At 34.5% G+C, this 21285-nt stretch carries 18 protein-coding genes; 2 read left to right on the forward strand and 16 right to left on the reverse strand.

The window, feature by feature from the left end:
* Positions 1-20: 20 nt before the first annotated feature.
* The 8 genes from EZV73_RS18870 to EZV73_RS18905 form a co-directional block, all read right to left on the reverse strand.
* Complete coding sequence (locus EZV73_RS18870; RefSeq protein WP_240841963.1) at positions 21-836, reverse strand: carbohydrate ABC transporter permease; 816 nt, start codon at positions 834-836, stop codon at positions 21-23.
* On the reverse strand, positions 836-1705 hold the full coding sequence (locus EZV73_RS18875) for a carbohydrate ABC transporter permease (RefSeq protein WP_240841964.1): 870 nt from the start codon (positions 1703-1705) through the stop codon (positions 836-838). Before EZV73_RS18875 ends, EZV73_RS18870 begins: the two co-directional genes overlap by 1 nt.
* 48 nt (positions 1706-1753) lie before the next feature.
* On the reverse strand, positions 1754-3034 hold the full coding sequence (locus EZV73_RS18880) for an ABC transporter substrate-binding protein (RefSeq protein WP_240841965.1): 1281 nt from the start codon (positions 3032-3034) through the stop codon (positions 1754-1756).
* Positions 3035-3186: 152 nt separating this feature from the next.
* Entirely contained in the window at positions 3187-4071 is an 885-nt protein-coding gene (locus tag EZV73_RS18885) for an adenylylsulfate kinase (protein ID WP_240841966.1), read from the reverse strand.
* A gap of 8 nt (positions 4072-4079) precedes the next feature.
* The gene (pgmB, locus tag EZV73_RS18890; protein ID WP_240841967.1) at positions 4080-4739 is read right to left on the reverse strand and encodes a beta-phosphoglucomutase; all 660 of its coding nucleotides are present in this window, start codon (positions 4737-4739) and stop codon (positions 4080-4082) included.
* Positions 4736-6880 carry a glycoside hydrolase family 3 protein gene (locus EZV73_RS18895; RefSeq protein ID WP_240841968.1) on the reverse strand — a complete coding sequence of 715 codons (2145 nt, stop codon included), beginning with the start codon at positions 6878-6880 and terminating at the stop codon, positions 4736-4738. The genes pgmB and EZV73_RS18895 overlap by 4 nt, the downstream gene beginning before the upstream one ends.
* Positions 6881-6882: 2 nt before the next feature.
* Positions 6883-9171: a glycoside hydrolase family 65 protein gene (locus EZV73_RS18900; protein ID WP_240841969.1), complete on the reverse strand. Its 2289-nt coding sequence runs from the start codon at positions 9169-9171 to the stop codon at positions 6883-6885.
* Complete coding sequence (locus tag EZV73_RS18905) at positions 9171-10136, reverse strand: LacI family DNA-binding transcriptional regulator (protein WP_240841970.1); 966 nt, start codon at positions 10134-10136, stop codon at positions 9171-9173. Before EZV73_RS18905 ends, EZV73_RS18900 begins: the two co-directional genes overlap by 1 nt.
* Positions 10137-10387: 251 nt before the next feature.
* Between EZV73_RS18905 and EZV73_RS18910 the strand changes: the two genes are divergently transcribed.
* The gene (locus EZV73_RS18910; RefSeq protein ID WP_240841971.1) at positions 10388-11239 is read left to right on the forward strand and encodes an AraC family transcriptional regulator; all 852 of its coding nucleotides are present in this window, start codon (positions 10388-10390) and stop codon (positions 11237-11239) included.
* 33 nt (positions 11240-11272) lie between these two features.
* On the opposite strand, the gene EZV73_RS18915 is transcribed toward EZV73_RS18910, so the two are convergent.
* Genes EZV73_RS18915 through EZV73_RS18930 form a run of 4 tightly spaced genes read right to left on the reverse strand, consistent with a single transcriptional unit; the run spans position 11273 to position 17321 of the window.
* Positions 11273-15760: a cadherin-like beta sandwich domain-containing protein gene (locus EZV73_RS18915; RefSeq protein WP_240841972.1), complete on the reverse strand. Its 4488-nt coding sequence runs from the start codon at positions 15758-15760 to the stop codon at positions 11273-11275.
* 12 nt (positions 15761-15772) lie between these two features.
* Positions 15773-16510 carry an MBL fold metallo-hydrolase gene (locus tag EZV73_RS18920; RefSeq protein ID WP_240841973.1) on the reverse strand — a complete coding sequence of 246 codons (738 nt, stop codon included), beginning with the start codon at positions 16508-16510 and terminating at the stop codon, positions 15773-15775.
* Positions 16507-17040 carry a GNAT family N-acetyltransferase gene (locus EZV73_RS18925; RefSeq protein WP_240841974.1) on the reverse strand — a complete coding sequence of 178 codons (534 nt, stop codon included), beginning with the start codon at positions 17038-17040 and terminating at the stop codon, positions 16507-16509. Before EZV73_RS18925 ends, EZV73_RS18920 begins: the two co-directional genes overlap by 4 nt.
* Entirely contained in the window at positions 17040-17321 is a 282-nt protein-coding gene (locus EZV73_RS18930) for a hypothetical protein (protein WP_240841975.1), read from the reverse strand. The genes EZV73_RS18925 and EZV73_RS18930 overlap by 1 nt, the downstream gene beginning before the upstream one ends.
* A gap of 196 nt (positions 17322-17517) precedes the next feature.
* Between EZV73_RS18930 and EZV73_RS18935 the strand changes: the two genes are divergently transcribed.
* Positions 17518-18747, forward strand: a complete 1230-nt coding sequence (locus EZV73_RS18935) for an aminopeptidase (RefSeq protein WP_240841976.1) — start codon at positions 17518-17520, stop codon at positions 18745-18747.
* 110 nt (positions 18748-18857) lie between these two features.
* On the opposite strand, the gene EZV73_RS18940 is transcribed toward EZV73_RS18935, so the two are convergent.
* The 4 genes from EZV73_RS18940 to EZV73_RS18955 all read right to left on the reverse strand — a co-directional run bounded on the left by EZV73_RS18940 (position 18858) and on the right by EZV73_RS18955 (position 21264).
* Positions 18858-19322 carry a DUF2569 family protein gene (locus EZV73_RS18940; RefSeq protein WP_240841977.1) on the reverse strand — a complete coding sequence of 155 codons (465 nt, stop codon included), beginning with the start codon at positions 19320-19322 and terminating at the stop codon, positions 18858-18860.
* Between the two features lie 100 nt (positions 19323-19422).
* Entirely contained in the window at positions 19423-19905 is a 483-nt protein-coding gene (locus EZV73_RS18945) for a DUF2569 family protein (protein ID WP_240841978.1), read from the reverse strand.
* A gap of 43 nt (positions 19906-19948) precedes the next feature.
* Positions 19949-20476 carry a hypothetical protein gene (locus EZV73_RS18950; protein ID WP_240841979.1) on the reverse strand — a complete coding sequence of 176 codons (528 nt, stop codon included), beginning with the start codon at positions 20474-20476 and terminating at the stop codon, positions 19949-19951.
* A complete protein-coding gene (locus tag EZV73_RS18955; protein ID WP_240841980.1) occupies positions 20476-21264 on the reverse strand; it encodes a hypothetical protein in 789 nt (262 codons plus the stop codon). The genes EZV73_RS18950 and EZV73_RS18955 overlap by 1 nt, the downstream gene beginning before the upstream one ends.
* Positions 21265-21285 lie beyond the last annotated feature (21 nt).

The raw sequence follows: 21285 nt of genomic DNA on the forward strand, positions 1-21285 counted from the left end.
AAAAACTGCCATATAGGCAGTTACTTAATTGAACCATTTGAGACACCACTTACGATTTGCTTTTGCATAATTAAATAGAATACTATAATTGGTATCACCGAAAGTACAAGACCAGCCATAGCTAAACCATAGTTAGAAGTATATTTACCATAAAAGACAAATGTAGAAAGCGGGAGTGTTCTTGATTCACTGTGTAATACTAAAGATGGTAATAAGAAATCATTCCATATCCAAAGAGCGTTGATAATCGATACAGTCGCTGTAACAGGCTTAAGCATCGGAAATATAATCAACCAGAAGACCTGAAGATTGCTCGCGCCATCAATTCTGGCAGCTTCATCAATAGCTACTGGAATGTTTTTTACAAAACCATGATACAAGAATGTTGATAAACTAATACCAAATCCTAAGTAGAAAAAAATCAAAGCAGCTCTAGAGTTTAACATATCAAGCTTGCCATAGATAGACACAAAAGGCACCATGAGAGCTTGAAATGGTATAATCATCGAGGCAACCATAATGAAGAAGATTACTTTAGAAAACTTGCTCTTACTTCTTGATAAATAATATGCAAACATGGATGCAAAGAATATCAAGACCAAACCACCTATTATAGTAATCAAGAATGAGTTACCGATTGCTCTAAAGAAGTCCATCTTTTCCATGGCCTCAGCAAAATTATCAAAAGAGAAAGTCTCAGGTAAACCAAGTGGACTCTTTATGATATCACTCTTCTCTTTAAATGCATTTAATAAGATCAATAAAAATGGGAAGATATAAAAAACAGCAAGTAATCCACCAACTATATAGAGGATTAAGTTTTTTGATTTTTTCATTATGACTCAACCTCCAATCGTTTTGTTAAGAACACTTGTGTTAATGATATTGCCATTACAATAAGAAATAGTATTACTGCTTTGGCCTGACCAGTACCGTAATTGTGATATTGGAAAGACTCATTATAAATATGCATTGTTACCAGCTCTGTCGCTCTGTAAGGCCCACCTTTGGTTAATGCAAGGTTAACATCATATACCATGAAGCTGTTCTTTATTGTTAAGAATATAGATATAGTAAATGATTGAATCATTAATGGTATCTTAATTGAAAACAACTGTCTCATTTTTGTTGCACCATCTATAGATGATGCTTCTAAGACATCATTTGGTATGCTTGTGAGACCTGTAATATAGATGATCATCATATAACCAGACATCTGCCATACACTAACAAGAATCATTGCCCAAAAGGCCTTGTCTGGATCTACCAGCCAAGAGTACTTAATAAACTCTATCTCTAGTGAAGAACCTACATATGTTAGAAGTCTTGCGAAAATGAACTGCCATATAAAACCTAAGATGACACCACCAATAAGATTTGGTAAGAAAAAAGTGGATCTTAAAAAGTTTCTTCCTTTTATCTGCGATGAAACCAATAAGGCTAAACCAAATGCGACAATATTGGTGGTAACAACTGTGAAGAAAACATATTTGAATGTAAAGCCCATTGTATGCCAAAACGACTCATCCTTAAATGCTTCTATATAATTATCGAGACCAATAAACTCATTCATTTCAAAGCCATTCCAGTCTGTAAAAGTAAGTACTAAACCATTTAAAAAAGGTATGAGTAATACACAGATGAATGCCAACAAAGGAATCAAACCAAAAGTTAAGAATGATTTCAATTCATGCTTCCTATTCAAAAGTTATCTCCTCTCATCTAAAAGTTAGCCTGCCTAAGCAGGCTAATTCTATTGTTCTGTCCAGTAAGCCATAAATTCTTCTGCTAAGCCTTGTCTGTCAATTTTACTATCTAAGTATTTTTGCATAGATGCACCCATTGCTGGCCATGCATCAGCTGGATATAACATGTTTACCCACTCTAAAGTCTGCCCTGCAGCTGTGTATTCCATAATGGTTTTAGACATAAAATCAGATGGTTCTTGATTGAATTCATCAAATACAGGAATAAAGTTCATTTTATTTACATAGTAATCTTGACCTTCATTAGATGTAACAATCCAATTTAAGAAATTAATCGCACCAGCTTGTTCTTCTGCTGAAGACTGCTCTTGGTCAATTACAAAGTACATTGGTACACCTACAGAGATTTGAGAGTTACCATATGCATCAACCTCATTACTTACTGGTACTGGCATAATACCAAAGGTACCTTCTGGGTCTACACCTACTAAAGGACCATATGCCCAGTTACCCATAAACCAGAAACCAACTTCTCCGCTACCTAATGCTACAGAACCTTGATCGTAATCAGCACTTAATGGTGATTCAATATTGCTGTTATACTTCATTAATAAGTCAAAAGTATCCACCCAGTTGTTAAAGCCAGTATCAGATGCTAAATCAACAGAGCCATCTTTAACACCTTCTAAAAATGCCACACGACCTTCATGCGTTTCAGATTGAGTTGTGAACATCTTATTTGATAAGTGAGCACCTAAAGACCAATCCATAGGTGATAAGTGAATCGCTTTTTTACCAATTGACTCAATTTGCTTGAATAAGTTTTCTAAGTCATCTCTTGTCTTAATTGTAGCAGGGTCAAAGTCACCACCAACTGCTTCGTCTAAAACTGCTTTGTTATATAGTAAACCAAAACCTTCAACTGTCACTGGCATACCTAATACTCTGCCATCATGAGTTGCATTGTCTTGTGTACCTGCATAAGCCAACTTCGAAAACTCCGCTTGAGATACATCTAATAATTTATCTTTAAAATCAGCCATTTCCTGACCCATAACCATGATTGTAGGTGCATTGTTAGATGCATAAAGTGATGTCATTTTCTCGAATGCATTTTGTCCGTCCATTGGAACAACTTTAACAAGATAATCACTTTGTGATGCATTGTAAATATCTAAAGCTGCTTCAAATTCTTCACCAATTTCAGATTTGATTGTTCCTAAAATTGTTACTTCTGTAGGTGAATTTTCTTCAGCCTTGTCATTTGAACATGCAATCATTCCTACTGCAAGCGTTAAGATCATTAACATTACCAATAATTTTTTCATTTTTCCCTCCTATAAATGTCATGGAAAGCATTCCACACACCCTATAATAAACTTACCCATTAAGTCATTATATTAACCTTTATGCTGAAATTTTAATACTTTATTTTAAGATCCATATGCACTTCAGCTCTGCATATTTCACTTTACATCCTCTAACCATAAGCCCTTCTATTTAATGAAACATCCTTTAAAGATAAGGCATTACCAACCTGATCAAATATCAAGTGACATTTATAAAGTTCGGTATAGATTTGGTCCCTTTCAATGTCAATGACCATATCTGTAAAAGGACTTCCAATAAAAGAATCTCTATTTCTCTTCAAACGATTTTTTAGTGATTCTTTTGGTGTAACATGTAAAAGTACTGACATATCTATGCCTTTAAGATATTGACTATTGCCATGTGTCCATTCTAATATGAGGACTTCAGTTTTCTCAAAGGAAACCTTGTGAAAACTTATATCATTTATGCTTGTCCCCATATGCTTGAGGTATACATCCCTGTCACCTTCTTTAAATCCCTTTATAATCTGATTAACCCTATGAAAGTCTTGTTCATAAGAAGTGCCTAAGTAGCTCTCTAAAGCCTTTCTTCCAGACATTTGATAAATCTTTATCCATTTAAATTTTTCAGATAAGTCGGGATTGGCATCTTGATGGTCATGCATTAAGTGATTCAAAATTTGCTGAACTTTTTCTGAATAAAGAGACGCATCTATAAGTCCCGTCATACCAGCTTCTCTGTAAACTCTTAAACGTTCTGCATCATTTACTATAGGAATCCTTCTAGGATAATGGTCTCCATTTAATAAACATGTCTTTATACCAAATGCATTTAATCTGTCAGCAACAAGTGCTGCAACACCTGATTTACCACTTCCTGAAGACCCGTGAATGTTGACAACTAGTTTTCCTTTTGAGTTTAGTTCAAGCTTTATTGACTTGACTATTTTCGAAGAAATCGCAAACTGAACATCACATACTTGATGGATATTTACTGGATTATTAATTACATTGTTTTCTACTTGTCTTTCCATTTCTGCTCCTAAAGAAAATTAAAAGGCATCTCTTTTATCTTATCTGAAAAAGTTTTGGTGTCTTTAAAGACAAACATGGCTTGACTTAGTAAGGCAGTATCACCGATACCTACAGAGATAAAACCAGCATCATTGATACCATCTAAACCAGCACTAGAATCTTCAACACCTATTGTTTCATGAGGTCTTGAGCCAATATGAATCATAGCATCCAAAAATACGTCAGGATCTGGCTTTCCATTAGGTACTAAAGATGGATCTACAATATAATCAAAATACTCTTTTATACCAGTCGCAGTCACAATACCTTCAGCGTTTTTCGAAGCGCTGGCAAGACCAATCTTTATCCCTTTATCTTGTAAATAAGCCAATAGATCTATAGTACCTTCATAAAGTGAATCTACATTTAAGTGTTTTATTTTCTCTAGATATATATTATTCTTCTTTGTTGCTAGTTGTGTCATTTCTGATTCATGTTGATCTAACTTACCAGCATGTTTTAGTATCCTTTTAAGAGATTCCATTCTTGACACCCCCCTAAGATTTGGCTCAAAGCTCTCTTCAAGATGAATATCTAGCTCTTTTGCCATCTCACACCATGCTTCAAAGTGATAACTCGATGTATCTAAAAGAACACCATCTAAGTCAAATACAACTGCTTTTATCATATAAACGCCTCTTTCTGTTCATTAACAAGTTTCATAAGCTTTGCTACCTTTTCATAGGGGATTAAATCAGGAAACAACCTGTAAATCAAGTTAAGTGGCATATCTAAAATGATATCAAACAAGTCTCTTTCTTGCAGATATGAAAAGCTTTCCACAAATGCCGCACGAGTGACTTGATTGTTGTAAAAATCTTTGCATATTGAGTCAAATCCCAACTTATTTAGTTCAGCTAACTTATATTCTTTTGAAGCTTCTATAGAAACTTCTTTAGTATAAATAATATCTCTACTAGATGTTCCAAGCGAAAGTAAAATCTCCATATTTGAAAGGTAGTAGTCACATAACTTCAAATCATACTTCTCAAACTTTTCAATAGGTATTTCAAGATCGATAGATTTTTTCTCACCTGCTTTTAAGAATATTTTTTCAAAAGCTATCAAATCCTTTACAGGTGTTTTGTAATCACTGTTACGTTGTCCATAATAGATTTGAACAACTTCGGCCCCATCTATATCAGAAATGTTTTCTATGGTATAAGTGACTGAAATACCAGTTTCATTAAGGCTCATATCAATATCGCTTATACTAAACTCAGAATAACTTAAACCATAACCAAATGGAAACCTTACATCTTTCTCGTAATAATCGTAGTACTTATAACCAAGTAATGAACCTTCTGAGTATAAGACTTCATAAGGATTTACCTTTAGAACAGGATGTGTATCCTTAGAAAGTGGAAATGTTTCCGACAATTTACCCGAAGGATTTACATCACCATACATGATGTTCCAGAAAGCTTCTCCAATAGCTTGACCTGAAAGCCATACCTCAATCAAAGTATTGATATCACCCATTCTATCAAAATCTACTGCAGTACCATTGTTTAATACAACAATTAGGTCACTATTCAGATCATATAATTGATTAATCATCATGTTTTCATCATCTGCTAATGTAATACTTGATCGGTCAACACCTTCACTCTCATCCATCTCGTTAAGTCCAGTGAAATAAATTAGGTAATCATGTTTTTTTGCAAAATCTTCTATGCCAGATGAATCATTTTTATCAAAGTACTCGAATTCCACTTGTCGCTTAACTAAGCTTGATTCAAAATCCGATATCTTATAAGCTTTTACCTTCGAACTACCTGCTCCTTGTATTCTTGGTTTCTTAAAGAAGTCACCAACAATACCTATTGTTTTATCAGAAGATAGAGGTAATAATTTATCTTTGTTGTTCAATAATACAATGGATTCTTCGGCTACCTTTTGTGCAAGTTTATGATGAACTTCGTAATCAACATCTAACTTGTCAAAGGAAAGCTTGCTTGTCATCTCATATATTCTCTGATAACGTTCTTCTAAAGTTTTTTCTGAAAGATCGCTTTCAAGAATGTCTTTGGTTTGATACTCCCCCATAAAAGGCATATCAAAATCGACACCTGCATTAAGGGCTTGAACTGGGTTTTCTACAGCCCCCCAATCGGAGACAATGGTCCCTTTAAAGGCCAGTTTATCTCTTAAAATATCATTTAAAAGGTACTTACTTTCAGTAACTTTTTGTCCGTTCACCTTGTTGTATGATGACATAATCATCATTGGTGAAGCTTCATTTATAATATCTCTAAAGGTCTTAATATAAGTATTATATAAGGTATACTCATCCACTATACAATTGATTGTCATACGTTCAACTTCTTGTTCATTTAATACATAGTGTTTTAAACAAGCAGCCACATCTTGAGACTGAACACCCTTTACAAAACTTGAGGCAATTTCACTTGTTAATGTAACATCTTCAGAATAGTATTCAAAATTTCTTCCGCCTACAGGTGAACGTTTCAAGTTGACACCTGGTCCTAAAAGAACCTGTATACCATTAGCCCTTGCCTCTTTACCAATTGCCTGGCCTACCGAGTAGATAAGCTCTTTATTCCAAGAGGATGCCATAGCACTACTTGTAGGGAAGCAAGTCGAAAGCTCATTATCTGTAACAATGATGTCAGAGCTATTTGTTGCTCTGACACCATGAGGGCCATCATTCATATATAAGGACTGGATATCTAAAGTTTCAACATCATAAGTTGACCAAAAGTTCTTGGCAGCACCCACTTTTACCAGTTGCTCTTTTCTAGTCATATTTACTCCAATTCTATGCTTAAACTTTCAATTAAAGTGTAAGCTTTGTTCATAATATATACTTCTAATTCATTTTGTCTTGATAAATTTTCTATATCAACTGACCTCTCAGTAACCTTAAATGAAAGAAGCTCTCCTTTATAGAATAATTTAAACGTTATTTGATCAATAGTATCAATCATTTTAGGATCAATAGATAGCTTGCCATCATAATACCCTATACCTGCTAATGCAAATACATAGTTTTGCCATATACCACCTATTGAAGCAGCATGTATACCTGTTTTGGCAATTTGAGCATCATCATTAAGATCCACTTCTAAGGCTTTTTCAAACATATCTTTGTAATATGGCATATTGAGTTGGCCTGCTAATATTGCATGCATCGAATAACTTAATGATGAATCATGTAAGGTTCTTTGTTCATAATAATCAAAGTTTCTTAAGATCTCTTGATTTGAAAACTTATCTTTTAAGATAAGCATCAACATCACCATATCTGCTTGCTTACTTACCTGATAATCATGTAGATGAACCATGCTGTACTTCTTGAAAATTGCCAGTGGCTTTTCTTCAAACTTATATCTTTGTAACTCTGGAAATTCGCTTAAATTTAAGTATGAATCATCTTGCGCTATTAAACCTGTTTCATCAGATGCTGGTATATAAATCTTCTTAAGGATAGATTTCATTTGTTCTAAGTCTGAATCTTGACCATACTTTTTTATATCTACTTTTTCAAATGTTTGAACAGCTAATTCAATGTTCCAATAACACATGTAGTTTGTAAAAGCATTATTATCAATATGCTCACAGTACTCATCAGGTCCAATCACATCTAAGATTTCATAACGATCTTTTTCTTGATTGTATTCTAATCTAGAAGTCCAAAACTTAGCGGTTTCATAAATCATTTCATAGCCATAATCGTCTAGGAAACCTTGATCACCTGTCATTTTTACATATTGCATCATGGCGTAAATAATGTCTGCTGTTATATGAATCTGTTTTTTTCCTGTCCAAATTGGCTCTCGTTTATTGGTTACTACATCAATATTTCCCCATTCAGGTGTACATTCTAAATCAGTAATCCAACCAGATTCCCAAGGATACATAGCACCAAGATAGCCATTTCTTTGTGCTTTTTCTTTGGCACTATTTAAGAGCTTGTATCTATAAATTAATAGATTTCTAGCAACTTCAGGATCTGACATAATCCAGAATGGCAAGATAAAGATTTCTGTATCCCAGAATGAATGACCTTTATAGTCTTCACCAGTAAAACCTTTTGCACCGATTCCCATTCTATTGTCATGAACAGGTGTCATCAGTCTTAGATGGTATAGTGCAAACCTGATGTTCAATTGATAAATCACATCATTTGATTCAACTCTTATATCATGTAAGTCCCAGAACTTTTGCCATGCTATTTTATTTAAGTCATAAAAATAATCATATCTGCAGTTCGAGACTTCTATTAATTGATTTAGCCCAACATCATTTAGTGGTTCATGGTCTAAATCTCTATCTGTATAGACATTTGAAATTGTTTCAAGAACAAGTTCTTGATTTTCTTCTAAATCAAAGTTGTATTTTGATACCAAGTCTCGACGTCCAATCGTCTTTTGAGGAAAGCTTTCCACAAACGCTGAGTTTAAATATGCATTTGAAATACTGTTGATAGAAACGGTTACTTGACTCTGTGTGGTCGTTTGGTTAAACTGACCAATCTTTTTAGCTTCATACTTCATTTCGCCAGCTTCAAAGTGACTGGCACCATGATTAGTCACCATACCATTAATTGACTTTACTATAGTGATTTGACATGGCTTATTAGCTAAAAGACTCACTGAAGCACATAGTAGATGCTTATCTTCTAATGAAACAAATCTCTTAAACTCAATACTAAGATCTATACCATCTCTGGTAGTCCATTCAAGGGTTCTTTTTAGCTCACCAGTCTGATAGTTCATCTGCCTCTTATATGATTTAGTGTTGTAAGGGTTCATAACAAATCTTTCACCATTTACATAAATTTCTGTATTGGTAAAATCAGCAATATTTACAAGTTCAGCTACTTCATGCTCCCCTTGTACGGTGTTAAAAACACCAGAGACAAATGTGTTTCTTTGCTCTCCATAGTAGACTTCTTCAAAACCACCTCTAACTGACAGGTAGCCATTTCCCTGTGAAAATAGAGTTTCAGATTTATTAAGATAATTAAAATCCAAATCTACTTCACTAACTGTCCATTCATCAATTTTATAATGCTTGAACTTATCTTTATTCATTAAGTACTCTCTCCTTGTCTTAACTCAACTGGTAAAATATATTTATGTTTTACTTTTTTCTTTTCAACGATATTCATCACACTTTCTGCTGCTGCTTCACCCATAATGTCTATTGGTTGAACTATTGTCGTTAACTTAGTTTGTGATATGTCAAATAAATCTATGCCGTCATAACCAACTACTTTTACATCTTCCGGTACTTTCTTACCAATACTATGTAAGTAGTTAATAAGTTTATAAGCTAGAATGTCTGTAACAGCAAAGACACCATCTAAACTACTGTGTTTATTCCAGAATTGCTCGATGTATTTATCAAAGTCTTCTATAACATCTTCTTCTTCAAAAGAAGTATAAGGGATATTCTTATCTGTTAAGAAATCATTGAAGCCTTGTTTTCTTTTATGTACTTCTGTCTCAACATTTGGGAAACCACCTAGAAAACCCAAGTTTGAGCAACCCTTAGAAAGTAAGTGTTTGGCTGCTTGACGTCCTCCTGCGTAGTTATCTGAAGATATATATATCATTTCATTACTTAAGTGACGATCAATGGTTACAATCGGTAAGTTTTCTGATAAATAATCATTGATATTACTATTTGTGATAAAAATTATGCCACCAATTACTTTTTTATTTAAGAGTTTAATGTACTCTAGTTCCTTTTCTACTTCAAAGTTTGAGTTACATATTAGGAGTTTATAACCATTGGCATTTAGAACCTGCTCCACATGATATGCAAATTTACTGAATAAAGGATGATGGATTGTTGGCAGTATCAATGCAATAATTTTTGAGTTGTTAGCAATCAAGCTTTTAGCCATTTCGTTAGGCTCATATCCTAACTCTTTAATAGCCGCCTCAACCTTTTTTCTAGTTTGTTCAGCAACATAACCAGAGTTATTTGTCACCCTTGATACTGTTCCTACACCTACACCTGCTAATTTGGCTACATCTCTTATTGAACTCACATTACCCTCACGATCTATATTTATGGAAACCTTTCCTTAGTTTATAAAAAAAATATCTAAATCCCATGGAAACCTTTCCACCAAAAGTCTAAAAAATAGGAAATCGATTCCTTACACAAAATAATACGCCATTTTTCTATACCTGTCAAGTTAAATTATCAGATAATTTTAGTAATCTGTCCAAAGCGAGCAATAGAAGACAGGATTTTTGATATAATATTAGATAAGATATAGATGAAAGGATGAAGTATATGAACTGGTTCAAAGCACTAAATGATTCACTTTCTTATGTAGAGGAAAACATTTTAAAAGACATCGATTACGACCAAGTGGCAAAAATAGCTCTTTGTAGCAAATATCACTTTCTTAGGACATTTAAAGCGCTTACAGACATGAACTTGTCTGAGTATGTCCGATTAAGAAGATTATCCTTATCTGTAACTGATTTAACAACAAGTAAAGATAAGATAATAGATATTGCCTATAAATATGGTTATGAAACACCTGAATCGTTCTCTAAAGCTTTTAAAAAACTACATGGTGTATCACCATCAAAAGTAAGAAATCAAGGTTATAACTTGAAGGCAGTACCACCGCTTTCATTTAAAATTGAAATCAAAGGAGCATATAGGATGAATTATAGAATTGAAAGAAAAGAAGCATTTAACTTAGTAGGATTCTCAAAGGATGTTACTTCAAAAAATGGAGAGAACTTTATGATTATACCTGCATTCTGGCAAGAATGCATGGCTAACGGGTCTTTCGAACAGCTGATGGCAGGTAAAGAAACTTCTTATGGTGTATGTTATGGCTACGATAGTAAGGTTGAGGAGTTTAAGTACCTTATCGCAGTAGATGGCAATACAGCAGATCTAGAAGACACAGTGGTCCTTAAGGTACCAGAAGCGACCTATGCCGTATTTGAAGCAAAGGGGCCTCTTCCACACAAACTACAAGAAGTCACTAAGCAAGTTTATAACGAATGGTTCCCAGCAACCAACTATGAACATGCTATGTCACCTGAGTTTGAACTTTATTTGCCGGGTAACCCTCAAGCAGATGATTATGTATGCGAACTCTGGATTCCAGTAGTTGAAAAGTAAAAAACAACGCCATCATAAGATGGCGTTAATTTTTTACATTAGTTCTAATAATTTTAAAAGCTTCTTAATGACAATTGCAGCTTCAGCACGCGTTGCCCCATTTTGTGGATTGAAATTGTTGTTGTTATCACCAACTATCAAACCAAGCTGGTAGGTCATACGTACATCTTCAATAAAGTGTCTCGAAACACTTGATTCGTCTTTAGCATATTGAACGGCTGATTCTAATTGTTGCCCTCTATCTTTTTTCGTATAGTAGAGATAAGCATCCATTAAAAGACTAGCCATTTCTTCACGTCTAATCGGTTCATTAGGGTCCATCATAACACCATAAGTACCAACTAGGAGATTTGCTTCTTGTGCTTTTCTAAAGAAAGGCTCATACCAGTCACCTTCTTTAATGTTAGCATAGTTCAAGGAACCTTCGTAATCTGGCAAACCTAGAACCTTAACCATTAATACCAAGAACTCAGCATTTGTAAGTGTTTTATCTGGTGCAAACTCACTTGGACTCACACCACTTGTGATTTCTCTAGAAGCAAGTGTTTCTATGGCATCTTTGGCCCAATGTGTTTGAATATCTTTAAAAGTCTTATTGTTTTCTCTAATCGCATAAATTGAAAAATGCTTCGCTTCAAATGAGATTTTATCACCTTCTAAAAGTTTGCCACCTACATAGACCCACTCCCCTGAATTTTCATCTAAATAATAGATTGCCAAGTCATCAAGAGATTTAATTTTAGTAGGATCATATGAAAATACAACTGGTACAGGAACATCAAATGATAGTTTTTCATCACCATCTTTTAAATCAAGCTCATAAACTTCAGAGACAACTTTACTATCTTTATGTTTATCATCTGCTTGTCCAACAGCAATCTTTAAGTTTTCACTGACTGTCATGCCCTGTAGTACTTCAGCATCAAACTCAAATGTTACTTCTTTAAAGGTCACTTCTAAAGGTTTCTCACTCTCTGTTATATCTTCTAAAGCAGTTGTTGTTAATGCAACTTCCGCTTGATCACCTTCTTCTACATGAACAGTAACAACTTCTTGTTCGTCATCTTTAATGATATCTTCTATACGTTCATCTGATACATCAACAATAGCTGTCTCTGTACCATCCTCATTCTTAACTACATCCACTTCATCTTCTGGTTCTGGTTCTGGTTCACTAGCGCCTGGTGGTGGCGGTGGTATAAATGGTGCACCTCCGCTTGAGCCTCCAGATGAACCACCTGAAGAGCCACTGCTGTCACCCGGATCAGGCGCTGGCGCTTGTGCTCTAGTAATTGTAATTTTATAAGTACTTGAAGTATTATCTTCTGCTGTAACAACAACATTAACTGTGTTTGAACCAACACTCAATGACTTACTCTTAGAGACAACTTGAGAACCATCGATGGTCATAATCGCCTTGGAAGAAGCCTTCGTTGCATTTACAGTAATTGATGTAACACTATTTGAAACGCTTAAACTATAATTCTTAGTCCCGCTAGCAAATGTTGGTGAAATACTATAACCAGAAACTGATAAAGTATTTAATGTAGAATCTGTATCTGCTGCAGTTCTTGTAATTGTAATCTCATAAGTTGTTGTTGAAGAATCTTCTGCTGTCACTATAACCTGGATTGTATTACTACCTACATTTAAATTTACAGTCTGATTTCCAGACTGACCTGTAACAGAATTACCATCAATGGTCATAGAAGCTTTATCTGATGTCAATGTAGCATTAACTTCTATTTGAGATGTTGAATAAGGTACTGTTAAGGTGTAGTTAGCAGTACTCGACTCAAATACTTCATTTAAACTATTATCAGTGACTGTTAGTCCACTTAATGTAGAATCTGTATCTGCTGCAGTTCTAGTCACATCTATCTCATAAGTTGTTGTGGTTAAGTCTTCAGCAGTAACGAGAACTACTATCGTATTAGGTCCTACATTTAAATCTACTGTCGAAGTACCATTTTGATTTGAAACAACATTTCCATCTACTTTCACAACTGCTCCCAAATGCGATGCATTGGTATTAACAGTTATTTGTGAAGCGGTATATGGAACTGTTAACGTATAGGATAAAGTTCCAGAGTCAAATGTTGGGTCTAAATTATAATCTGTAATAGATAGATTACTTAAACTACTGTCAGAACTGATAGCTTCTCTTGTTATAGTTAATGTATAAGTTGTACTTGTACCATCTTCTGCAGTGACAATAATATTAAATGTGTTCACACCTTCGTCAAGAGGTTCTATAAATGATTCATTCACATTCATAGATGCCAAACTAGAAGCAGTAGTTGCATTAATAGTTGCTTGATTTGTAGAATAAGGAACTGTTAATGTATAAGATGTGGTGCTAGCTTCGAAGCTTTGATCCAAACTAAAGTTGGTCACCGATAAGCTACTTAAGCTACTATCAGTATTAGCTTGTTCACGAGTAATCACAAGTGTATAAGTTGTTTGTGACTGATCTTCTGCAGTAACGATTATATCGTATATGTTTTCACCGACAGACAATTGCTCCGTAGAAGTGCTGTTAACATTCATTGTTGCCTTTTCAGATGATTTGCTAACATTGATTGTTGCCTCATCAACACTATATGGCACTGTCAAACTATAATTAGTTAAACTACTATCAAATGATTGATCTAATGTATGACCAGTAACATTTAAATCACTTAAACTACTGTCTGTATCAGGCGCTGCTCTGTCAAAAGTCACAGTGTAGATATTTACACCATTATTAGCATCTGATACTTTCAAATAAACAGTATTCTCTTGACCAGGTATAGCATCATTCAAATCAATACTAGACACATAATTTCCTTCATTCAAAGCATACTCTAACGTAGAAGATTCAGTTACTTTTGTGCCTTCAATACTCCATGCTTCGTCATAAGCTTTGTCCCCTTCATCATACTCTAGTTTTGTGGCATCAAAATCCGCTAATGAACTACCATTTAACTTGATGTCAGATAAAGTTAATCCTTCTTTTATCGCTTTTAATGTATAAAACTGTTCATAACCTGCATAAGTTGATTTAAACACGTAGTCCTTTTTAGAAGCATCTAAAGTTAGGCTACCACCTGCAATATCTCCTCCAACCAATTCCAAACTACCATAATCGGCTCCACTATAGGTATATGCTATAGATGCAGTATCATTAGGCACGATAATAGTCTGAGAATCTTCATATTTGTCATAGATAAATACATAATCCGTTAAATCAAAAGTCTCTAAGAAGTTAAAATCATAAGCTGCTCTTATATCAATTAGACCATTTCCAATTAAATCGTCAAGTGATACAGAAGCATCAACTAGAGGCGGCTTAATGAAATAAGAATGCTGCTTAGCAGTATCATTGATAAAACTTCTAATCTGACTTGGCGTCAAATTAGGATATTTATGCTTTAAAATTGCTGCAAAAGCTGATACATGTGGTGTTGCCATAGAAGTTCCTGACATTTCTTCTGTTGAAGAAGTATCACTCCAGGAAATAATTCCTTGTCCAGGAGCAACTACATCTATCACAGCAGTAAACTCATTACCTGATGCTGTTCTTGTACCAGCAATATTTGAATAGTCTGAAACTTGAACTTCTGCATTAGTAGGATGTTTGGTAACTGAACCTACTGCCAAAACATTGGCATAGGCAGCTGGGAATCTTGCTACTTCACCATCACCTGGATCCTCACTAGTTGTGTGGTTGGTATTATAAGGTGCACCATCCCAAAGATTACTATAGTTACCCGATGCAGCTACAACAATCATGCCATAGGTATCAACGGCTTTATTTATCTCTGTTATGACATCCGGTGTATAACCTGTATAACTTAATGACATATTGATGACATCTGGTCTCTCTGCTTCAGGAAGCGAGAAGACATACTGAAATGCAGAAACAATCATTGCTGTATCTCCACCGCCATTATTCAAAACTTTAACAGGTATAATCGTTACGCCTGGTGCTATACCATTGATGTCAACCGGATCATCATCAATCTTAGAACCAATAATCCCAGCCACGTGGCTACCATGGCCAGTATCATCATCATAGGCACTTGTAGCACCACTACCAGTGGCATTATAACCATTTTCAACATTTAAATCGGAAGTTTCCAAACTCTTATTTAAACCTGAATCGAATACAGCAACTCTTACTTCTGAACCTGATAAATCCACATTTACATCATTGAGTATCTCAGCAATATTACTGTAATCGAATCTCCAAGCATCATCTAAGCTAGAGTCTTCTTCATAAGTTGGATATACTTTATAAGCTTCTCTTATACCATCAGATGAAGAAGCATTTCTAATGGCTTGATCTAAATCACTTTCAAAACTAGCTGCTCGAAGCATACCACCATCAAGGTTTTTAACGAAGTCTGCTGTACTCCTTCTTTCATATGTCCCATCTTCAAGTAGCACCAGTATTTCATCTTGTATGGCTTCTTCTTCACCAAAAGAAGGTGCAATACATAATGATAATAAAAGTACTATCAACATTAACCGTTTCATTTTTTTACTCCTTTATAACTGAACACAAACCTTGTCTATGCATTTCTTGCCTCCACCATGGTGAAGTTTATCTTCTCTTTTATACTCATCTAAAATACGTTTTAATAGATCTACAGCTCGATCATCTAATTGGTGATAATGTCCTGGATATACTTTTTCTATATCTAAGTCCGAAAGCCTATCTATCGACGCTTTAAGCTTAACAGGGTCTGTGCTTTCATAGTGGCAATATACAGTACCTTCATATATTGTATCACCAGAGAACAGTCTCTTATTTTTCTCATCATAAATACACAAGGATCCTGGTGAATGCCCTGGTGTATGTATAAATCTTAGGTTATCAAATTCAAAATCATGAATACTCTTAGGATTTTCATGTTTAAGAGGTGGTAACTCAAAATCAATTAAATTGCTTTCATCTACATCTTTCGTCATCATCTCAATGATCTTATTGTCAGGAAGAGGTAAACCTAGTCGAGTCCATTCCATATCCTCTGGATGAACATAGACATTTTCAAACTCATGAACATTGCCTAAATGATCCCAGTGGGCATGTGTTAAAACAACATCTATCGGTTTTAAATCTATAGCCTCCAAAACTTTTCTTAATGGAAACAAGCCAGTACCTGTATCAATTAATAAGTTTCTATTCTCACCAATGAAATAATAGATATTGGTTTTTTCCCAGTGATTTTCTTCACTGATCCTATATAATTCTTCATTTATTCTGTCTATCTTGTACCAATTCATTCTACAATCAACCCCATACTGATGCCGTCATAATACTTACCGTCTATTTTAAAGTATCTTTTAAACACGCCTTCTCTATAAAATCCTAAACGATTGTACAGTTTTATAGCTGGTAGATTGTTCTGATGAACAAGTAGCTCAAGTTTTGTAAGTACCTTGCTCTCTTCAGCATACCTTATGATTAATTCCATCATTTTGATACCAATACCTAAACGCCAAAACCTTTTAGCAACTGTAATACCAACAGTACCTCGATGAGAAACACGTTCTTTAATGCCACCTGATAAAGAAGCGACTGCAACAATCTCTCCTCTGAACTCAGCCACTAAAAACAAACAATTATCTCTTTGATGAAAAAGTTCTAAAACTTTGATTTCATCTTCAATGGATATATGAAAATCATTAGCACCATATGTATGGTAATCCACTTCTCCTGTTACCCAGTTCATAAAAGTTATAACTTTCTGAGCATCTTGTCTGTTGCCTTCTCTAATCGTTATGCTACCTACATCTGTGTCTAAAACTACCATTACTTATCTTTCTTCTTTCTTGATAACGAAATACCACCAAAACCACTGATCACTGCTATATAAAATCCGAAGTCATACCAAAAGCCGGTGTTGACTACTTCGTAAATTCTGATGTTATCTTTAAAAATTGACAAAAACAAAGATAAAGGCGCTAGCCATCCATGTAAAATCCCCCACAAGAATCCAGCTGGTTCATCGTCTATACTTTTATCTCCTGGAAAACAACTTGTTAGTGATGTTATTAGTACTAAAATTATGATTAATAATAAAGCTTTTTTCATAGATCCTCCTAAATTACTTATACACTTTCATTATAGCATGGTGACGTCAAAAATGATGCATTTTAATGGATTTAGCCGTATTTTAAAGACATTTAGACAATATTCCAAGCTCTACGACAAAAAACTTTTCACGATTAAAAAAATCTGATAAACTAGGGTTAGTATCATAAGAATAACTACAATAAGGAGTTTAACGATGAATTTAGAAAAGCAATTAGACAAGTATGCCGAACTTGCTGTAAAAGTCGGTATTAACTTAAAAGAAAAAGAAGGTTTATTACTTTCAGGTAATGAAGCAGCACTACCACTTGCACGTAAGATTATGGCTAAGGCTTATGAAGCTGGTGCAAAACACGTAGAGTTTCAATTTAGAGATGATCAAATGTCAATCATCCGTTACCTAAATGGTAAGGAATATGTATTTGAAAATGTGCCACAATTTAAAATTGATTCATTAGAAGCAATGTACAAAGAAAACTACCATCAATTATTTGTTATGGCACCAGATCCAGAACTACTTAAAGAAATCGATGGTGAGTTAATAGCAAAAGATCAAAAGACTCAATCATTGGCTGTTGCACCAGTAATGAAATACAGAATGACTGGTATCACTAAATGGTCAATTGTAGCAGTACCATCAGACGCTTGGTCAAAGTCAGTATTCCCTGACTTACCACTTGAAGAAGCGACTGAAAAGTTATGGGAAAAGATCTTTGAAGCAACAAGAGTTGATCAAGAGGATCCAGTAAAGGCTTGGCAAGACCATAATGCCAACCTAAGAAAGTACAAAGACTTCTTAAATGAAAAAGATTTTGAGAAGTTAACTTTCAAAGCACCTGGTACAGACTTAGAAGTTCATTTAGCTGACAGACACTACTGGATGGGTGGTTCTAAAGATTCTCAAGCTGGCGATGCTTATGTAGCAAACATTCCAACTGAAGAAGTATTCACAACACCTCACCAGTTAAAAGTAAATGGTACTTTAAAAGCTACTAAGCCACTTAGCTTAAACGGTAAGCTTGTTGATGACTTTGGTTTTACTTTTAAAGATGGTAAAGTAGTTGATTTCTACGCAGAAAAAGGCTATGACGTATTAGAAAAGCTTATGAGCAATGATGAAGGTGCTAAATACTTAGGTGAAGTAGCACTTGTTCCAGATGATTCACCAATTTCAAACACAGGTATCTTATTTAACAATACTTTGTTTGATGAAAATGCATCTTGTCACTTTGCATTAGGTAGAGCTTACTCATATGCTATGAGAGATGGTTCTGAAGCTACTCAAGAAGAATTAACAGAGCGTGGTGCTAACTACTCGTTAATCCATGTGGATTTCATGGTAGGTGGACCAGAACTTGAAATAATCGGTTACGAAAAGGATGGTAGAGAGGTACAAATCTTTACTAAAGGTAATTGGGCATTCTAATAAATTAAGCCAGTGATTTTTTCACTGGCTTTTATAGTACACTTTTAAGTTTTTTTGCCTTCGATGCTCATTATGCTAGAGTGTAGAAGTTCTGTTTTGACTTGCCTAAATCATTTAACAAAGGTGTTTTTCACACGGTTTGATCTCTTGTAATACATGATGCAACCAACAGATAGGCCTACACTTATAAAGCAGTTAACAAGTAAGCTTGACCGCATTCGCTCTACAGGAAAAGCTGCAAGTGTTAATAGTACGACAGTAGTGATTCTAAAAAGGCGCTCAGATATAGCAAGTGGGACAAATGCTTTACTCTTTCTGAAAAAGAGTACGATTAATACAAGAGCTGCAACAAATAATACAGAATAACCTATTTGAGTTACTGTGAAATACATTATAGGAATATCCAGTACTGGTGTAGAACCTAATGGATCCTTAAGTTCAGCTGCCTGAACAATCCTAAATACTGAGTTAAAAGGCAATAGAATCAAATCAGCAATAAACAGAATAAGCCACCCACCTATACCAGATAATTTAGTTTTAGTAATAGAACTCATCTTAATAGGTTTCTTTTCCATGTGTGCCTCCGATTTCAATTTATCATAAAACAAAAGTTCTTGTAAAAAAAATGGCTAATGCCATTATATTTATATCCAATATTTAGTTAATCTAAACTTTTTAACTTGCAGAAGTCAATTTTATTTCTTCAACAAAAGTGTTTTTTACTCTGACAGATCTTTTATAATACAAAATCCATATTGCGCCAGAAGTAAGACCGAATATAGCTATCATGACGAGTTGAGCTCTCATCATTTCTACCGAAGAACCGATAAACATCAAAACCACAACCAAGACCATTCTAAAGATGATCTCTCCTATTGCAAAAGGAACGTACAATTTCTTTTTCTGAAAGAATAAATATAATAGTATAATTGATAATATGAAGATGCAAATGTAACCAAACTTAGATACAGTAAAGTACATCATAGGAAATTCTATGTCAAACATACGAGCACTTATTCGCAAGTCATCTATGTTGTAGATATTCAACAGAGATGTAACTGGCGCTAATATGTGACCAATGGCAACCAATATCAGCCATCCACCTATTCCAACTGGTTCCAAATCCTCTTCTACACCCATCTTAATCTTCTTTTCCATAAATACCTCCCGTAAAAATAATTAAACTATCTCAACTCACCAATTACTTCATGGCCTCATACTTTCTTCGTAACTTGTTTAAACTTACAAACCAAGTAAAACCAGTCATTAATACAGTTATGCCAACAAGCAACATGAGGATTTCATATAGTTGAACTTCTCTAAACTGACGAAATACAGCAAGAAAAGAAAATGCTAGCAGAGATAAACTCGCCATTCTCCCAATATCCTTCCTGTAACCTTCTACATCCATGCTTTCATTAAAAAATGTATATCCGGCAACATGAAGTAATAAAATAATTATGGATAGAAGATGTTCATGTTGAAAACCTGGTACTAATGGCAGACATATTGTAACTATGTCAAGTACTGCTAATAGGATGGCAAGTATTGAAGCGAGCTTAAGTCCTTCTTTACCCATTTTTTCATAAAGGATTTTGCAACCTTGAGCTACAAAAATATAACCAATGAAATCAGGTACAGCATCAGTACTAAAACTGAAGATACCTAAATGAATATCTAAAAATATAAATACCAAACCGTTTACAATTTTTATAAGACCTTTAGACATTACTTTTTCCTACTTTCTACAAAAGTTCTAACACTATCTCTATCCAATGCAGGACGATAAGTATAGTTACTTAAATCCATATCACCTTTAGATGTTTTAAATTTCAATTGAACATCATATATTAAGTAACTATCCGAAGGCATTCTAGCTGATACTTTAAACTTCTTATCAACAGTAACAGGCAAGTTCTCATCCAAGACTTTTGCTTCATCTAGTACCTGATACGACCTTCCATCTACACTGATAAAAAGTTCAATATCGTCTTCTATTGGATGATTAAAGTCATAAGCCGTAACCTCTACAGTTTCTGATACATCATAAATGACAAACTCAGTACCCTTATCAGAATGTTCAGCATAACGAAATCTGAAAACCTCATTATTTGTTACTTCTACTATATTAATTTGACCAATATCTACAATCTGATTTGAACCATCATTATAAGTCACATCAATAACTTCAATAGTACTCTCTTCTTCAAAATCATTCATATAAGAATACAGGTCAAGCTCAACAAGTGTTAAAAGGCCATATTTTGTCGTCTTTGCAGAATCTACATGTAAAGTAAGTTTATTGTCTAAGTCAATCTTTTCAACTTCTCGTCTATCTCCTGAGTTTTTCACATAATAGATTTTAGTATTCAGTATCCTGCCATCTAAACTGAAATCTATATGATGTTCAAAGAACAATGGTTCATCTAAATCATTTATTCCAATCAAACCCTCATTGATTAATAAGACCAGGAAGACTAGGACAACTCCTATCAATATCCCTCGTTTAAAAGTCATTTCAGCCCCCTTTATAAGCAA

Source organism: Acidaminobacter sp. JC074 (assembly GCF_022496765.1).
Classification (GTDB): Bacteria; Bacillota; Clostridia; order Peptostreptococcales; family Acidaminobacteraceae; genus JABXKX01.

Excerpts from the sequence above, each read along its gene's own strand:
- EZV73_RS18870 (WP_240841963.1), bottom strand. The coding sequence starts at position 836 with ATGAAAAAATCAAAAAACTTAATCCTCTATATAGTTGGTGGATTACTT.
- EZV73_RS18880 (WP_240841965.1), bottom strand. The coding sequence starts at position 3,034 with ATGAAAAAATTATTGGTAATGTTAATGATCTTAACGCTTGCAGTAGGA.
- EZV73_RS18885 (WP_240841966.1), bottom strand. The coding sequence starts at position 4,071 with ATGGAAAGACAAGTAGAAAACAATGTAATTAATAATCCAGTAAATATC.
- pgmB (WP_240841967.1), bottom strand. The coding sequence starts at position 4,739 with ATGATAAAAGCAGTTGTATTTGACTTAGATGGTGTTCTTTTAGATACA.
- EZV73_RS18895 (WP_240841968.1), bottom strand. The coding sequence starts at position 6,880 with ATGACTAGAAAAGAGCAACTGGTAAAAGTGGGTGCTGCCAAGAACTTT.
- EZV73_RS18900 (WP_240841969.1), bottom strand. The coding sequence starts at position 9,171 with ATGAATAAAGATAAGTTCAAGCATTATAAAATTGATGAATGGACAGTT.
- EZV73_RS18910 (WP_240841971.1), top strand. The coding sequence starts at position 10,388 with ATGAACTGGTTCAAAGCACTAAATGATTCACTTTCTTATGTAGAGGAA.
- EZV73_RS18915 (WP_240841972.1), bottom strand. The coding sequence starts at position 15,760 with ATGAAACGGTTAATGTTGATAGTACTTTTATTATCATTATGTATTGCA.
- EZV73_RS18920 (WP_240841973.1), bottom strand. The coding sequence starts at position 16,510 with ATGAATTGGTACAAGATAGACAGAATAAATGAAGAATTATATAGGATC.
- EZV73_RS18925 (WP_240841974.1), bottom strand. The coding sequence starts at position 17,040 with ATGGTAGTTTTAGACACAGATGTAGGTAGCATAACGATTAGAGAAGGC.
- EZV73_RS18930 (WP_240841975.1), bottom strand. The coding sequence starts at position 17,321 with ATGAAAAAAGCTTTATTATTAATCATAATTTTAGTACTAATAACATCA.
- EZV73_RS18935 (WP_240841976.1), top strand. The coding sequence starts at position 17,518 with ATGAATTTAGAAAAGCAATTAGACAAGTATGCCGAACTTGCTGTAAAA.
- EZV73_RS18940 (WP_240841977.1), bottom strand. The coding sequence starts at position 19,322 with ATGGAAAAGAAACCTATTAAGATGAGTTCTATTACTAAAACTAAATTA.
- EZV73_RS18945 (WP_240841978.1), bottom strand. The coding sequence starts at position 19,905 with ATGGAAAAGAAGATTAAGATGGGTGTAGAAGAGGATTTGGAACCAGTT.
- EZV73_RS18950 (WP_240841979.1), bottom strand. The coding sequence starts at position 20,476 with ATGTCTAAAGGTCTTATAAAAATTGTAAACGGTTTGGTATTTATATTT.
- EZV73_RS18955 (WP_240841980.1), bottom strand. The coding sequence starts at position 21,264 with ATGACTTTTAAACGAGGGATATTGATAGGAGTTGTCCTAGTCTTCCTG.